Below are 15,620 nucleotides of genomic sequence, written 5' to 3' on the forward strand. Positions count from 1 at the left end.
AAAGCGCAACGGCGAAAACACCGCGTTGCGCTATGTTGGCAAAAAATACGGCACGTTTGCGGCTACGACTATCGGCAGAGGATTAATCCTCCGTTTTGCCGAGGGCGAAAAACGGCCATATCACGCGCCCCGCACCAGCCAGACGATGCCGACACCGATGGCGATCGCGACCAGCCCGGCGATCCGCAATGCGTTCTCCGGCATCGACAGCACCTCGCCCGCGAGCTTCCTCGCCAAGCCGGGAAAGCCGCCATAGACCAGGCCCTCTATGACGAGGACCAGGCCTATTGCCGCGAAAAAGTCCTGCACCGGCTATTTCTGGCCGGTGGTGGGTTGTGTCGTCGGCGCGGCGGGCGCCGTTGCCGGTGCGGCAGGTGCCGCCGGCTTCGCCGGCCCTTCCTTGCCATCGGGATCGCGGAAGTAGCGGAAGAACTCCGAACTCGGCGACAGCACCATGGTCGTCCCGGTGTTGTCCAGCGCCGTGCCGTAGGCATTCATCGACCTGTAGAAGTCGAAGAAGGCCGGGTCGCGCTTGTAGGCATCCGCGAAGGTGGCGCTGCGCTGGGCTTCGCCCTCGCCGCGCAGGATCTCGGATTCCTTTTGCGCTTCGGCAACGATCTCGACCACTTCACGATCGGCGCGTGCCGTGATGCGCTGTGCCGCTTCATTGCCGCGCGCCCTAAGCCGGGCGGCCTCGGCCAGACGTTCCGCCTTCATGCGGTCATAGGTCTGCTGTGAGACCTCGGCCGTGAGGTCGGTGCGGCGGATGCGGACATCCTCGATCTGCAGGCCGAGCGAGGTGGCGTCGGGCCGGAGCTGATCGCGCACTTCACGCATCATCACGGCACGCTGTTCCGAGAGCGCCGCCTCGAAGTCGCGCAGACCGTAGACGCGGCGCAAGGCAGCGTCGAGACGCGTCCTCAGCCGCGCTTCGGCCAATTCGATCTGACCGGACACGGCGGCACGGAAGACGCGCGGATCCGAGATGCGATAGGCGATGAAGGCATCGACCTCATAGAACTTGCCACCAGACACCTGGACGCGGATGTTGTCGAGGTCGAAGCGCAGCACCCTGTTTTCGATCAGCTGCACCGTATCGGCGTCGAAGAACGAGAACGGCGCCTTGAAATAGATGCCGGGCTCGCTCTTGACGTCGACGATCTCGCCGAACCTCAACACCAGCGCCTGCTGGCGCGCATTGACCACGAAGACCGAGGAATAGATCAGGAACAGGATGACCGCCGCGACGACGACGAAAATGGGAAGACGGTTGGCCATCACTGGGTACCTCCCGTGTTCGCGGCAGGCGCGACCGGAGCCGGCGGTTTCGCCTGCAATGCCGGCAGCGGCAGATAGGGCACGACACCTTGTCCGTTGCCCTGCTCGACGATGACCTTGCTCGAGTCCTTCAGAACCTTCTCCATGGTTTCCAGATAGAGGCGCTTGCGGGTCACATCCGGCGCCTTGGCATATTCGTCATAGACCGAGATGAAGCGCTGGGCCTCACCTTCGGCTTCCTGCACCACACGGTTCTTGTAGGCGGCCGCGTCTTCGCGGATCTGTGCCGCCTCGCCGCGCGCCTGGCCGAGCTTCTGGTTGGAATACTGGTTTGCCTGCTCGACGAACTTGTCCTCGTCCTGCTCGGCACGCTGCACCTCGTCGAACGCATCGGCCACTTCGCGTGGCGGTGCTGCATCCTCGATCGACACGGCATTGACGTTGAGACCGGCCTTGTAGCCGTCCAACGTCGACTGGATGATTTCGCGCACCGACGCCGCTATGCCCTGGCGGTCATCGCGGAAAATGTCCTGTGCCGGCCGGCGGCCGACGGCTTCGCGCATGGCGCTTTCGGCAACCTGCCGCAGCATGCCGTCCGGATCCGAGACGTCGAACAGATAGGCACGGGGATCGGAGACCTGGTAGGCCACCGAAAACTGCACGTTGACGATGTTCTGGTCGCCCGACAGCATCAGGCCGTTGCCGCTGGTGTTGCCGCCGCCAATGTCGACGAGCTGCTCGGAAATCTTGGCCGTCTCGACGGTCTCGAGCGGCCACCAATGGAAATGCAGGCCAGGTTGTGAGAGTTCGGGCTTCGGCTTGCCGAAACGCAGTTCGACGGCGACCTCGTCGGGCTGCACGGTATAGACCGCCTGGAATGCCCACAGAACGACCAGCACCGCGGCGATCAGCCCGAACACCGCCGGACTGGCGCCACCGCCGCCGGGCAGAGCGCGCCGCAGCCGGTCCTGGCCGCGGCGGATAATGTCTTCGAGATCGGGGGGCGACCCTTGCGGGCCGCTTGGCCCCTTTGGCCCCTGCCCCCAGGGCCCCTGATTGTTACCGCCGCCGCCCCACGGGCCGCCGCCTCCGCCACTCTTGTCGTTCCAGGGCATGAATGTCCTTTCGCTTGGAATTCCCTCAAGCGCCGGAATTACGGCGCAAAATCCAGTGTTGTTCTTCTATAGGGACGCCACGGCACGCTTTCAACGCGATGCGCCGCCGACATCATCCGTTTTGGGCCGGTAGCGACCCTTTGTCGTCCTTCAATGCACTTTTTGTCTATCAAAGTATCGGGCGGCGGCGCTCATAAACGGAATAGCGTGTTGCGTGGCTGTCCTTTTCCCCCGCCGGAACCTCCTGCGAACTGACCACGCGCCATGTCTCAGCGTCGATCGGCGGGAAATGCGCGTCGCCATCGACGGCGGCCAGCACATGGGTGACGTGCAGCCGGTCGGCCAGCGGCAGCGCCTGGGCATAGATCTGACCGCCGCCGATCACGCAGGCCTCGTCGATGCCGGTCATGCAGCGTGCGCGCACCGTTGCCAGCTGGATGGCGGCCTCCAGCGTATGCGCCACCTCGACGCCCTCGGCGCGCCAGCTCTTGTCGCGGGTGACGACGATGTTGAGCCGGCCCGGCAGCGGACGGCCTATGCCTTCATAGGTTTTGCGGCCCATGATGATGGGCTTGCCCATCGTGTCGGCCTTGAAGCGCTTGAGATCGGTGGAGAGCCGCCAGGGCAGTCCGCCATCCCGCCCGATCACGCCGTTCTCGGCGATGGCGACGTAGATTGCCACATGCATCAGTTCGCGTCCCCGCCATTGCTGTCCGACGGTTCGAGCAGCAGGATATCGATGTCGTGCTCCGGGTAAAAATCGTTCGCGGTCATCTCGAAACTCGTCGGCCCGACCTTTTTGACATTATCGCCGCAGAACGAGACCAGGGCTTTGGGATTGCCCTTGTCGACGGTCAGCTTGAACTTACCGATGGTGCCCGCCGCCCAGTTGCCGCCGGTGGTCAGAATATAGGCGATGCGGCTTTCAAAATATTTGGGATAGCCGTCCGGATTGTCCTTCGCCGCCTTGCGCACCGCGCTCTCGAATGTGTCGTCCATGCAGTAGCGGGTCTTGTATGTCGCATACTGCCCCTGGAACTGGCCGTCATAGAAGAAGCTGACCGACGACGTGCCGCCGACGCTCGGCTTGTAGCGGTGGGAAACGTGAACGTCCTTGTTGGCCGGAAAGGTCGAGCGCCACCAGTAGGTCGAGCGCAATTGCCAGAACGGCGCATAGTTGGATTTCATGCCGCTGCCGTCATCGGCGGTGGCCTCGATGATGATGCCGCGGTTGACCCAGTCATCGGCCACCGCCTGTGGCAGCTTCGCCAATGCCGCCTTGGCCGCATCGCCGAACGGGTTGAACGGCACATTCTGCGCCTTGAGATCGGTGCCGATGTCGATGCCGAGCGCGAACACCTTCTGCTCGAGTTGAGGCTTTGCCGCGGCACCGTCGATCGTCACCTCGAAGCCGAGGAAATTGTCGCTTTGGTTTTCGGGGATGGCCGGCATTTCTTCGGGATCGCCCGAAATGTCGGGCATCGGGAAGGCCACGATCGCGTCGACATCTTTGTCGGTGTTGTTGTGGAAGACGTAGTCGACCGTCACCTTCTCAGGCGAGATGAAGAGATCCTCGCTTTGCATCGCAACGGCATCGCTGCGCGACAGGATCAGCCCGCCTGTGCCAAGCTCGGCAACAGAATCGTTGGCCAATGCGGGTGCCGCCGAAAGCGCCAGCGCCGCAGTCAGAACAGTTCGCAACATCGAAGCCCCCTCGGCAAGATTGCCCTGACGACCCTAGCCGTTTCAATGCGGGGTTTCAAAGCCCTTCCACTTGCGTGACTACGCCACACCGGCCTGGACATGCCAGCGGTCTGGACACGCGGGCGGTCTGGACACGCGAGCGGTCTGGACACGCGAGCGGTCTGGACACGCGAGCGGTCTGGACACGCGAGCGGTCTGGACTAACAGCTTCCGATCGGGCAGGAGTTCGCCCCATGCGCAAGCTTCTCGTCATCGGCATCGGCGCCGGCAATCCAGACCACATGACGGTTCAGGCCATATCTAGCCTAAACCGTGCCGATGTGCTGTTCATCCCCGACAAGGGCGCCAAGAAGAACGACCTTGCCGAATTGCGGCGCGAGATCTGCGACCGCTTCGTCACCAATCCGAAATCGCGCTGCGTCGAATTCGAAGTGCCGGTCCGCGCCGAACCGACATCTTCCTACCGCTCGACCGTCGACGGCTGGCACGAAGCCATCGCGGCCATCTACGAAGCCTTGATCCGCGACGAGATCGCCGAGGATGGCTGCGGCGCCTTCCTGATCTGGGGCGATCCCTCGCTCTACGACAGCGCGTTGCGCATTCTCGAGCGCGTGCGCCTCAGGAACAACGTCGCCTTCGAACTGGAGGTCATCCCTGGCATCACCGCCATCCAGGCGCTTGCCGCCAGCCACAAAATGGCGCTGAACCGCATCGGCGATTCGTTCCTAGTCACCACCGGCCGCAGGCTGACCGAAGAAGGTCTGGCCAGCAATGCCGGCAGCACAGTCGTCATGCTGGACGGCAAATGCGCCTTCAACACACTGGCCGACCCGGATGTCGTCATCCATTGGGGCGCCTATCTCGGCACGCCGGACGAAATCATCGTCTCCGGTCGCCTCGGCGATGTCAGCGCCGAGATCGAAAAGGTCCGGGAGGAAGCCCGCCGGCAAAAGGGCTGGATCATGGACACCTATCTGCTGCGCAAGCCCGGTGAGCCAGAAGATATCTAGCCACTGCCCTGGCAGTCGCCACGCAAGCGGGTAACGGGTAACAAGACCGGCGAGACGGATTGGCGGCCCTCAAGAGTTAGAAAAAACAGCGTTTTATGCCAATTTGATAATCAAGCTCCGCCTGGCGGAGCCTGCTCGCCTGGCGTATATCACACATATTGACGTTAAATTCACAGAATTGTATGGTCAGTTGGCCGGTTCGAATCCTGCCGCTGTTTCATCGGCGGCCGCAATCGGCAATGGCGGATCCCGGCGAGGATGATTTCCATGATGTTCAGCGCGAACCTTGCTTGGAACCAATTCGCAACGCGTACCGGCTCACGCTGAACGGGATCATCATGTCCAGCCTGCTTGGGATCGACAACGGCCTGACGGTGACGAAGGCAGTGATCTTCGATGGCGACGGCACCCAGCTGTCGGTGGCCAGGCGCCGTGTGCCGCAATCGATGCCGCATCCCCGCTGGGTCGAACGCGACATGCTGGGCCTCTGGCAGGCGACCGCCGAGGCGATCAGGGAAGCCATTGCCCTGAGCGGTCGGCCAGCTGGCGATATCAAGGCCGTGGCGGCGACCGCGCATGGCGACGGGCTGTATCTGCTCGACAGGAACCGCCGGCCGCTCGGCCCCGGCATCCTGTCGCTCGACAGCCGCGCCGGCGAGATCGTCGACGAATGGGCAAAGGGTTCGGTGTTTGCCGAGGCCCTCGCTTTGACCGGACAGGTTCCGCACGCTTCGGCGCCATCGGCGATACTGGGCTGGCTGAAAAAGCATGCGCCGGAACGCTTCAGCCAGATCGGCCATATCGTCGGTTGCAAGGACTGGCTGCGCTTTTGCCTGACAGGCACCGTCGGCACCGATTTGACCGAGGCGAGCACCTCGTTCACCGACGTCCGCACGCAAGTCTACGCGCAGGAGGCGATGCGCATCTTTGGCCTGGAGGAGCTGTTCGCGGCTTTGCCCGGGGCTGCACATTCGGCCGACATTGTCGGCTACGCCACCGCCGAAGCGGCCGCATTGACCGGGCTTGCGGAAGGAACTCCGGTTGCTTGCGGCCTGCATGACGTCACCGCCTCGGCGCTTGGCATCGGCGGCCACGAAGAGGGCGTGGTCAGCATCGTCGCCGGCACCTACTCGATCAACGAAGTGGTCTCCGCCGAGCCGCGTACCGACCAGCGCTGGTTCTGCCGCAACGCCATCGACCTCGGCCGCTGGAACAACATGTCGATCTCGCCGGCCTCGACGGCGAATTACGACTGGTTCCTCGACACGCTCTGCCGGGCCGAACAGGACGAGGCCAAGAAGACCGGCCGCTCGATCCACGAGATGCTGGCGACCGAAATCGACACCGCGCTGAAGAAGCCGTCGACCCTGCTCTTCCATCCCTATCTGTTCGGTTCGCCCTACGGCAATGCCGCCAGCGCCAGCTTTGTCGGCTTGCGCGGCTGGCACGACCGCGGCGACATGCTGAAGGCGGTGCTGGAAGGCATCGCCTTCAACCACCGCACCCATGTCGAAGCCCTGCGCGACGGCTTTGCCGTCCGCGAGGTGCGTTTGACCGGCGGCGGCTCGCGCAATCCGGCCTTCGCGCAGATGTTCGCCGACGTGCTCAACGTGCCGGTCACCGTCACCTCGACCGACGAGGCGGCCGCCTACGGCGCCGCCCTTTGCGCCGGCGCGGCAGTCGGCCTGTTCGCCTCGCCGCAGGAAGGCGCGCGCGCCACCTGCACGGTGAGCCGCGAATACCGCCCGGACCCGGCACGCAGCGCCGTCTTCGACGAGCGTTATTCCATCTATGGCCGCATCGCCGAACAGCTCAGGCCGAAATGGGCCGAAATCGAAAGCCTTGCAGCGCAAGCAATGGGGGGCACAGCATGATCAAGGCCGACGAACGGCGCGAAGAGATCGCCGAATATGTGATAAAACTCGGCCAGGTGCGCATCGACGATCTGGTCGAGCATTTCGGCGTGTCGCGCATGACCATCCACCGCCACATCGACCAGCTGGCGCATCAAGGCGTGCTGCGCAAGCTGCATGGTGCCGTCACCGTGCAGCCATCCGGCCTCTATGAAAGTGCCTTCCGCTACCGGGTGACGGTTGGGCGGGCGGAGAAGGACGCACTGGCTCGCGCCGCCATGGACTACGTCGAGCCGGGACAGGCGGTAATCCTGGATGACTCGACCACAGCCAACGCCGTTGCGCCGCTGCTGCTCGAGGTCACGCCTCTGACCGTCATCACCAACAGCGTGTCGACGGCTGCATTGCTGACCAATGTCGACGACATCGACTTCATCTGCCTCGGCGGTCAGTACCACCGCACCTACAACGCCTATATCGGCATCGTCTGCGAGAATGCGATCTCGCGGCTGCGCGCCAATCTCCTGATTTGCTCGGCCTCCGCGATCAGCGGCACCACGGCCTTCATCCAGGATCAGCATGTGGTGCGGGTAAAGCAGGCGATGATGGCGGCGGCGATCAAGCGCATCCTCCTGGTCGACCATTCCAAGTTCGACAAGGTGGCCCTGCACGTGCTCGACGACCTGGTCAGCTTCGAGGCGGTCCTGGTTACCGACGGCATCAGCGACAAGCATGCGCAAAAGCTGGAGCAGGCCGGGGTCCAGCTGCGTATCGTCAAGACGGCGAGGCCATGACATCAACGCCCGAAAGCCAGCACGGCTCCGAGCAACGGACCGGTGTCCCCGGCGATATCGATGTCGTCATCCTCGGCGCCGGCATCAATGGAGCAGGCCTGTTTCGCGATCTCAGCGCGCAGGGCGTCAGCTGCTGCATCGTCGACAAGGCGGATTTCGGCTCCGGCACCAGTGCGGCGCCTTCGCGCCTGATCCATGGCGGGCTGAAATATCTGGAGACCGGCGAATTCGGGCTGGTGGCGCAGTCGACGCTGGAGCGCAACCTGCTGCTCAAGAACGCGCCGCACTATGTCAGCCCGCTGCCGACGGTCATCCCGATCTTCTCCTGGGGCAAGGGCATGTGGGCGGCGCTGCGCACGCTGCTGGGCTCAACCAGCGCGCCGCGCAGCCGTGGCGCGATCCTCATCAAGATCGGCCTGATGATCTATGATTTCTACGGCTCGCGGCACCGGGTGATGCCGCGCCATCGGCTTGTCGGACGCCGTCAGGCGCTTCGCGACATGCCGGCGTTGACCGGCTCGATCGTCGCCACCGGCACCTACTACGACGCCAAGATCACACATCCCGAACGGCTGGTGCTCGAGCTGATCGCCGATGGTCTGGAGGCCAACCCTAACTCCAGCGCGGCCAACTACACCTCGCTGGTCTCTTCCTCGAACGGCGTGCTGGCCTTCAGACGACAGAACCGCGGCGAATTCTCGTTGCGGCCGAGGCTGGTCGTCAACGCCGCCGGCCCATGGATCGACCATGTCAACGCGGCACTCGGGGCGCCGTCCAGGATGATCGGCGGCACCAAAGGCTCGCACATCCTTCTCAAGCACGAAGCGCTGGTGCAAAGTCTGGCCGGGCGCATGCTCTATTTCGAAGCCGATGACGGGCGCATCTGCCTTGTCTACGACTATCTCGGCAAGGCGCTCGTCGGCTCGACGGATCTCGCGGCCGATAATCCGGATACGGTTCGCTGCGAGCCGGCGGAGATCGATTATCTGCTGGAAAGCGTGCGCACGCTGTTGCCGGGCATGCGTTTCGAACGCGACCAGATCGTCTATGCCTATAGCGGCATCAGACCCCTGCCCGCATCCGACGCCGCCATCCCCGGCCTGATCAGCCGCGATCATTCGGCGCCGGTGGCGGAGTCGGAGCCATCGCGGCCCTTCCCCATCATCTCGCTGATCGGTGGCAAATGGACGACATTTCGCGGTTTCGCCGAGGAGGTCGCCGACACAGTGCTCGATCGTCTCGGCCGCATCCGCAAGGTGACGACGCGCTCGATGCCGATCGGCGGCGGCAAGGACTTTCCGGCCGACACAACTGCACGATCAAGCTGGCTGGCCAAGGCCGCATCGGCCTCGGGCATCGACGAGGCCCGGCTCGACCTGCTGCTGTCGCGCTATGGCACCAAGGCATTGCCGATAGCCCGGCACCAGAGTGCATCGAGCAATGAAGACCGCTTGCCGGACTCGCATGACTACAGCGTATCGGAGATCGACTACATCGCTCGCAGCGAATTCGTCGAACATCTGGCCGACATCGTCATGCGGCGCACGACGCTGGCCATCAGCGGTTCCCTGACGACAGGCGATTTGCAGCAGATCGCCCTGATTGCCGGCCGGGCGCTCGGCTGGAACGCTCAGAGGATCAGCGAGGAGATCGACGCGGTTGTCACGCAGCTCAACGGCACCAATTTGATGGGGCTGCAACCGGAGCAGCTGCCGCGAACCACGAGTGATCGCGCCAAACTGGCTTGAGCGCGGCACAGCCTCATTGCTGACTTGAAAGCAAGCGTGTCACAGCACCTGTGAGATATTGTCGATTTTTGAAAAATTAAACAATATCAATATCATATATGGATATATATTAGCCGCTCGGTCACATGAATGTTACGTTATCGACAAAGTATCACAGTCATTGACGGTAACTTAACATCGATGTATGGTCGATTGCGCTGGAGGAGCACGCTGCGGTAGGGGTCGATGCAAGCGGGCCAACCGCACAGCGGCTTATGCGGCGCTTCGCGCCAACAAAACGAAATGCCACCTCTCATCGCCGCCACTACACAGGTCGTCACAGCATGAGTTCGCAGCCAGCAGCCACCACGATGAACCGGCGAGGATCGCCAGGCGTCCGCTGGGCGGCCGTCGCGATCGCGATCCTGGCGCTGCTCGGCGCAATGATCCTCGACACCAAGATCGTCACGATCGGCTCGGCCGAAGACACCCGCAAGGCGGCGTTTTCGCCGGAGGCGTTCGGCAAGGCTGAATTTCCGAACGTGCAATCCGCCGTCGAGCAGCGCGCCGTCGATGCACCGACGCTTGCGGCCGCCATCGCCAAGGACAAGGCGGCCGCGGAGAAACAATATGGCGTGCCGGCCAATGTCGGCACCGAATTCTCGGTCAAGTTCACTGGCGTCGTCGGCGAGGGAAAGTCGGGCATCTACACCGTCAAGGTGGCTGACGTCCCGGACAATCTGGTCATTCGCATCCAGACCGGACCGGCGATCAACGGCACCGATCTGCGCGACGCCACCGGCGCGATCACCTTCGGCCAGTTCACCAACCAGATCGAGTACCAGAATGCGGGCTCGGCCCTGAACAACGAGATGAAGAAGCAGGTGCTGTCGGCCATCGACAACACCCAGCTCACCGGCAAGACCATCTCGGTCGTCGGTGTCTTCAAACTGATCAACCCCAAAGGCTGGCTGGTCGCGCCGGTGAAGCTGAGCGTCCAATGAATGCGGCGCCCGAATTCGAGCCGGCGCCGGGCGACACCGTGCTCGCGGCCCGCCACATCGTAAAGACGTATGGTGGCACGCACGCGCTCAAAGGGGTCAATTTCGACATCCGCCGCGGCAAGGTCACGACGCTGTTCGGCGAAAACGGCGCCGGCAAGTCGACATTGATGAAGATCCTCTCCGGCGTGACGACGCCGACATCGGGAACCATCGAGCTCGACGGCCAGTCCGTCACCTTCTCCTCAGCCTCCGACGCCCGCGATCGCGGCATCTCCATCATCCATCAGGAACTCAGCCTCGCGCCCAATCTGAGCGTGCGCGACAACATCTTCATGGGCCGGGAAATACGCGGCGCGACCGGTGTCGATTTCGCCGAGGAGGCCCGCCAGACGCGGCGGCTGATGGCCGACCTCGAGGAAGACATCGATCCACTGACGCTGGTTCAGGACCTGCGCCTTGGACAGCAGCAGATCGTCGAGATCGCCCGCGCGCTCTCGGTGGATTCACGCATCCTGATCATGGATGAACCGACCTCGGCGTTGAGCGCCACCGAGGTGGAGGTGCTGTTCAGGGTGATCCGCGACCTCACGGCCCGCGGCGTCTCGATCGTCTATATCTCGCACCACCTCGAGGAGGCGTTGCAGATCACCGACCACGCCGTGGTGCTGCGCGACGGCGCGATCACCGCGACGGCCAACGCCAGGCACATCAACCTCGAATGGATCGTCCGCAACATGGTGGGCGAGAACTTCGATTTGGGCTCGCCGCCCACCGGATACGCCTTCGGCGAGGTTGCCTTGTCGGTCGAGGATGTCAGTGTCCCCGATGCATCGAGCTCGGAACGTTCCGTGGTCGACAGGCTGTCGCTTGCCGTACGCAGCGGCGAGATCGTCTGCATCTACGGGCTGATGGGCGCCGGGCGCACCGAATTGCTGGAATGCATCGCCGGGCGCCTGCAGCCATCGGGCGGGCGCATCCTGCTCGGAGGCAACGACATCTCCCGCTTCGGCATCGCCGAGCGCATCGCCAGGGGGCTCGTGCTGGTGCCCGAGGATCGCCAGCGTGACGGCCTGGTTCAGACGATGTCGGTCGGCGCCAACCTGTCGCTCGCCAGCATCGGCGCTTTCGTCAGGGGAATGCTGTTGTCGCGCTCGCAGGAGCGGACGCTGGTCGAAGCCTCCATCCGTGACGTGCACGTCAAGACCGCGGGCGGCAGCGCGCCTATCGGCTCGCTGTCCGGCGGCAACCAGCAGAAGGTCGTCATCGGCAAGATGCTGACCACCAATCCCAGGGTCATGCTGCTGGACGAGCCGAGCCGCGGCATCGACATCGGCGCCAAGGCCGAGGTGTTCCGGCTGCTCAGCGAGCGGGCGGCGCGCGGGCTCGCCGTCGTCTTCTCGACCTCGGAAGTCGCCGAATGCCTGAGCATCGCGCACCGGATCATCGTCATGCATCGCGGCAGGATCTCGGCCGAATTCGGTGCCGATGCCACGAAGGAGGAGATCATGGCCGCTTCCGGCGAGGCCGTGGTCTCCGACCATGAAGAACACAGGAGCCACCACCGTGACCGACGCTAGCCCCGATCGCAGCCGCTCCCCGAGGGTTTCGGCCGACGGCTTCAGCCTGGCCAAGCTTTTACTGGAGGGCCGCGCCTTCTTCGCGCTGATCGCCATCATCATCGTCTTCTCGCTGCTGTCTCCCTACTATTTCTCGGTCGGCAATTTCCTGACCATGGCCTCGCATGTCGCCATCTTCGGCATACTGGCGGTCGGCATGCTGCTGGTCATCCTCAATGGCGGCATCGACCTGTCGGTCGGCTCGACGCTGGGCTTCTCCGGGGTGATCGCCGGCTTCCTGATGCAGGGCGTGCAGCTGACCTCGTTCGGCGTCATCCTCTACCCGCCGGTCTGGGTCGTCGCGGTGCTGGTCTGCGTGCTCGGCGCGCTGGTCGGTCTGGTCAATGGCGTCCTTATCGCCTGGCTGAAGGTCCCCGCCTTCGTCGCCACGCTCGGCATGCTCTACGTCGTGCGTGGCGCGGCCCTGCTGATGACCAATGGCCTGACCTACAACGATCTCGGCGGCAAGCCGGAGCTCGGCAACACCGGCTTCGAATGGCTGGGCTTCAACCGCCTGCTCGACATCCCGATCGGCGTGCTGGTCATGGCCGTCATCGCCATCATCGGCAGCATCATCCTCAACCGCACCGCCTTCGGCCGCTGGCTCTACGCCTCCGGCGGCAACGAACGCGCCGCCGAACTCTCCGGCGTGCCGGTCAAGCAGGTGCAGGTGTCGGTCTATATGCTCTCGGGCATCTGCGCCGCCGTGGCCGGCCTCATCCTGTCCTCCGAACTGACCTCGGCGGGTCCGACCGCCGGCACCTCTTACGAGCTCACGGCAATTGCCGCGGTCGTCATCGGCGGTGCGGCGCTCACCGGTGGCCGGGGCAACATCCGCGGCACGCTGGTCGGCGCCTTCGTCATCGGCTTCCTGTCCGATGGTCTGGTGATCATCGGCGTCTCTGCATATTGGCAAACAGTGTTCACCGGCGCGGTCATCGTGTTGGCGGTGCTGCTCAACGCCATCCAGTATCGCCGCCGCGTCAAGCTTCCGAGCACGGCCGGCGGCTCGCCCACTTCTCCACAAAAGGACAAGGCCACAACGGCCGATCCCGCCCTCGAGAAGACCGCCGGTTGACCGGCGCGATTGCTAACCAAAGGAGGAACTCTATGTATCGTAGTGCCAGAATTCTGATGCTCTCGGCCTTCGCCCTGGCCGCACCGATCGTCGCGGCAAGCGCGGCGTCGGCCAGCGGCCTCATCTCGATCATCGTCATCGACCCCGCCAACCCCTACTGGCTCACCGAAGGCAATGTCGCCAAGGCCGAAGCCGAAAAGCTCGGCTACACCGCGACCGTCGGCGCCTCCAAGGCCGACACCAACACCGAGAGCAAGCTGATCGACACGGCGATCACCAACAAGTCCGTAGCCATCATCCTTGATCCGGCCGATGCCAGCGGCTCGATCGGCGCGGTCAAGAGGGCGATCGCCGCCAACATCCCGGTCTTCCTCGTCAATGCCGAGATCAACCAGGAGGGCCTCGCCAAGGCGCAGCTTGTCTCGAACAACGCCCAGGGCGCCGCGCTCGGCGGCCAGCAATGGGTGACGGCCATCGGCGAGAAGGGCAACTATGTCGAGCTGCTCGGCGCCCCCTCCGACAACAACGCCGCGACACGGTCGAACGGCTACGAGACCGTTATCAGCCAGTATCCCGACCTCAAGAAGGTCGGCTCGGAAGTCGCCAACTGGGACCGCACCCAGGGCCACGACAAGATGCAGAGCCTGCTCCAGGCCCATCCCGACATCATCGGCGTGACCAGCGGCAATGACGAGATGGCGCTCGGCGCGATCGCTGCGCTGAAGGAGGCCGGAAAACTGTCGAGCATCAAGGTTGGCGGCTTCGACGGCTCGCCGGACGCTGTCGCCGCCATCAAGGCCGGTGACCTGCAATACACCGTGCTGCAGCCGGTGGCGGTCTACTCGGCGAAAGCCGTGCAGCAGGCGGACTCCTTCATCAAGACCGGCAAGACCGGCGCCGCAACCGAAAAGCAGCTGTTCGATTGCCTCCTCATCACCAAGGACAATGTCGACAAGTACACGGCTCCGTTCACGCTCTCGGAGTAAGAAAACCGACGAGGGGTGGCCTTTCGGTCGCCCCTCTGTCCTATGTCGCGGGCCGGCACGGTCGCGTCATCCCAATATAGGCCAGGATCTCGGCCTTGCGCCTCGTCGAGCGAGGCCAGAGGCTCATCCATGAGCAGCAATCTGGGTCTGGCGAGCAGTGCCCGCCTCATCGCCACGGGCTGCTTCTCTACGCCAGCCGTCGCTTCAAAATGGCGCAGAACTCAAAAGTGTTGTGCGGCGTGGCATAGACTTGCTCCACTTCCAGCCCGATCAGGCCGAGATTGGAAAGCACCTCTATTCCCGAGCGAAAACTTTGAGGTGTAAATTGCCAAGCGTGAACATCGATGTAGGCCCCAGCGGAGGTGTCGTACTGGCTCATGGCCACGGAAACACTGGACAGATTGTGACGAAATCTCGGTACCCCGTGATCGCCGGTCCAATGGCGAACCGGATCATTATGCGTGGCTAGAGCAATGTGTTCGATGACGCTCTTTGCGGTGTGAACTTTGTTGCCTCGAGCGCCGATGAAATCGGCAATCGAACTCTCTGCGATGAAATGGTCGAAGCAGTAGCGCTTGTCCGGGATAATCAGGAGGTATCTGCCTGTCGCAGTGAGAATCCTCGCGACCTGATTCAAGTGGTAAATCAGGTCTGGTTGATGCTCGACGCAGTGACTGCTCAGGCAAAAATCAAACTTTTTGTCCACGATGCTCAAGTCGCCGGTGCTGGAAACATAGTCGATATCCACCGGGACGGTGTAGACATAGCCGATCGCATTAGCCCTGTTGATCAGTCCTTGTTTGTCCATGACGTCGAAATATTTAACGTTTGGACCGCGCAAAGTCGGATTCGTGAAAGGCCCCACCTAAAGCGTTGATTTGCCGTCAACAAGAGAAGCGAGGGCATTTCGGTTGAACTCTGGCGGAGCGGCGTCCATCTCAATTTCCTCGTTGGTCGCGTTGCGAAACTACCAATCATGGTCGCGCGTGGGAATCAATCGCGACTGGGGATTGCGGTGATAATGTAGGCGGCACGATCGCAGCATCTGGTTCGCGCGGTGACCTGCCCCGATTGCGTTGGCAGCGCGAAACCTCGCTCCGCCGACGCCTCTCAGCCCGCATCGATCTCCGCCTGCAGTGCATCCATATGCGTCGCCGCCGCCGCGGTGGCCGCACGCTCGATGGCGCGGAAACGGCTGACCACCGCAAGGCCGATAGCCGTCAGCTGCGCGCCGCCGCCCTTGCGGCCTCCGGTCTGCGCGGCGACCAGCGGCTTGCCGAACACCCGATTCATGTCCTCCACCAGATCCCAGGCGTGCTTGTAGGACATCTCCATGCCGCGCGCGGCGGCCGAGATCGAGCCGAAGGTGGCGATCTGCTCCAGAAGCTCGATCTTGCCCGGACCGATCCGCCCGTCGGGATCGAGATTTATCCGCAAGCTCAGCGATGGCATCTA

The 15,620-nt window shown here is 63.3% G+C and carries 15 protein-coding genes and 1 pseudogene; 8 read left to right on the top strand and 8 right to left on the bottom strand.

Features of this window, described 5'->3' with window-relative positions; genetic code table 11:
* Positions 1–120 precede the first annotated feature (120 nt).
* From AB4Z43_RS03200 to AB4Z43_RS03220, 5 genes are all read right to left on the bottom strand, one after another.
* On the bottom strand, positions 121–309 hold the full coding sequence (locus tag AB4Z43_RS03200; protein WP_441935870.1) for a DUF2065 domain-containing protein: 189 nt from the start codon (positions 307–309) through the stop codon (positions 121–123).
* Positions 310–312: 3 nt separating this feature from the next.
* The gene (hflC, locus tag AB4Z43_RS03205; protein ID WP_441935871.1) at positions 313–1,278 is read right to left on the bottom strand and encodes a protease modulator HflC; all 966 of its coding nucleotides are present in this window, start codon (positions 1,276–1,278) and stop codon (positions 313–315) included.
* Positions 1,278–2,393 carry an FtsH protease activity modulator HflK gene (hflK, locus tag AB4Z43_RS03210; RefSeq protein WP_019859010.1) on the bottom strand — a complete coding sequence of 372 codons (1,116 nt, stop codon included), beginning with the start codon at positions 2,391–2,393 and terminating at the stop codon, positions 1,278–1,280. The genes hflC and hflK overlap by 1 nt, the downstream gene beginning before the upstream one ends.
* A 169-nt stretch (positions 2,394–2,562) precedes the next feature.
* The gene (locus AB4Z43_RS03215; RefSeq protein ID WP_019859011.1) at positions 2,563–3,081 is read right to left on the bottom strand and encodes a dihydrofolate reductase; all 519 of its coding nucleotides are present in this window, start codon (positions 3,079–3,081) and stop codon (positions 2,563–2,565) included.
* Positions 3,081–4,097 carry a DUF4424 domain-containing protein gene (locus tag AB4Z43_RS03220; protein WP_441935874.1) on the bottom strand — a complete coding sequence of 339 codons (1,017 nt, stop codon included), beginning with the start codon at positions 4,095–4,097 and terminating at the stop codon, positions 3,081–3,083. Before AB4Z43_RS03220 ends, AB4Z43_RS03215 begins: the two co-directional genes overlap by 1 nt.
* Before the next feature lie 233 nt (positions 4,098–4,330).
* On the opposite strand from AB4Z43_RS03220, the gene cobF reads away from it, so the two are divergent.
* The 8 genes from cobF to AB4Z43_RS03260 all read left to right on the top strand — a co-directional run bounded on the left by cobF (position 4,331) and on the right by AB4Z43_RS03260 (position 14,165).
* Positions 4,331–5,107 carry a precorrin-6A synthase (deacetylating) gene (gene cobF / locus AB4Z43_RS03225; protein ID WP_441935876.1) on the top strand — a complete coding sequence of 259 codons (777 nt, stop codon included), beginning with the start codon at positions 4,331–4,333 and terminating at the stop codon, positions 5,105–5,107.
* 338 nt (positions 5,108–5,445) lie between these two features.
* Positions 5,446–6,981 carry an FGGY-family carbohydrate kinase gene (locus AB4Z43_RS03230; protein WP_441935878.1) on the top strand — a complete coding sequence of 512 codons (1,536 nt, stop codon included), beginning with the start codon at positions 5,446–5,448 and terminating at the stop codon, positions 6,979–6,981.
* Entirely contained in the window at positions 6,978–7,754 is a 777-nt protein-coding gene (locus AB4Z43_RS03235) for a DeoR/GlpR family DNA-binding transcription regulator (RefSeq protein WP_441935880.1), read from the top strand. The genes AB4Z43_RS03230 and AB4Z43_RS03235 overlap by 4 nt, the downstream gene beginning before the upstream one ends.
* Positions 7,751–9,502: a glycerol-3-phosphate dehydrogenase/oxidase gene (locus AB4Z43_RS03240; protein WP_441935882.1), complete on the top strand. Its 1,752-nt coding sequence runs from the start codon at positions 7,751–7,753 to the stop codon at positions 9,500–9,502. The genes AB4Z43_RS03235 and AB4Z43_RS03240 overlap by 4 nt, the downstream gene beginning before the upstream one ends.
* Before the next feature lie 323 nt (positions 9,503–9,825).
* Positions 9,826–10,485: a DUF2291 family protein gene (locus AB4Z43_RS03245; RefSeq protein ID WP_441935884.1), complete on the top strand. Its 660-nt coding sequence runs from the start codon at positions 9,826–9,828 to the stop codon at positions 10,483–10,485.
* Positions 10,482–12,062, top strand: a complete 1,581-nt coding sequence (locus AB4Z43_RS03250; protein ID WP_019859018.1) for a sugar ABC transporter ATP-binding protein — start codon at positions 10,482–10,484, stop codon at positions 12,060–12,062. The genes AB4Z43_RS03245 and AB4Z43_RS03250 overlap by 4 nt, the downstream gene beginning before the upstream one ends.
* Entirely contained in the window at positions 12,025–13,179 is a 1,155-nt protein-coding gene (locus AB4Z43_RS03255) for an ABC transporter permease (RefSeq protein ID WP_064983859.1), read from the top strand. Before AB4Z43_RS03250 ends, AB4Z43_RS03255 begins: the two co-directional genes overlap by 38 nt.
* 56 nt (positions 13,180–13,235) lie before the next feature.
* Positions 13,236–14,165 (top strand): D-ribose ABC transporter substrate-binding protein, encoded by a 930-nt coding sequence (locus AB4Z43_RS03260; RefSeq protein WP_019859021.1) that lies wholly within the window; start codon positions 13,236–13,238, stop codon positions 14,163–14,165.
* 61 nt (positions 14,166–14,226) lie between these two features.
* Here AB4Z43_RS03260 and AB4Z43_RS03265 read toward each other — a convergent pair.
* The 3 genes and pseudogenes from AB4Z43_RS03265 to AB4Z43_RS03275 form a co-directional block, all read right to left on the bottom strand.
* Positions 14,227–14,362, bottom strand: a pseudogene (locus AB4Z43_RS03265) (molybdenum ABC transporter ATP-binding protein); the annotation flags it as partial.
* Positions 14,353–14,973 (bottom strand): hypothetical protein, encoded by a 621-nt coding sequence (locus AB4Z43_RS03270; protein ID WP_441935886.1) that lies wholly within the window; start codon positions 14,971–14,973, stop codon positions 14,353–14,355. The gene AB4Z43_RS03270 and the pseudogene AB4Z43_RS03265, both read right to left, overlap by 10 nt.
* 302 nt (positions 14,974–15,275) lie before the next feature.
* On the bottom strand, positions 15,276–15,617 hold the full coding sequence (locus AB4Z43_RS03275) for a winged helix-turn-helix domain-containing protein (RefSeq protein ID WP_010910183.1): 342 nt from the start codon (positions 15,615–15,617) through the stop codon (positions 15,276–15,278).
* Between the last annotated feature and the right edge of the window lie 3 nt (positions 15,618–15,620).

Source organism: Mesorhizobium sp. 2RAF45 (genome assembly GCF_052115225.1).
Classification (GTDB): domain Bacteria; phylum Pseudomonadota; class Alphaproteobacteria; order Rhizobiales; family Rhizobiaceae; genus Mesorhizobium; species Mesorhizobium jarvisii.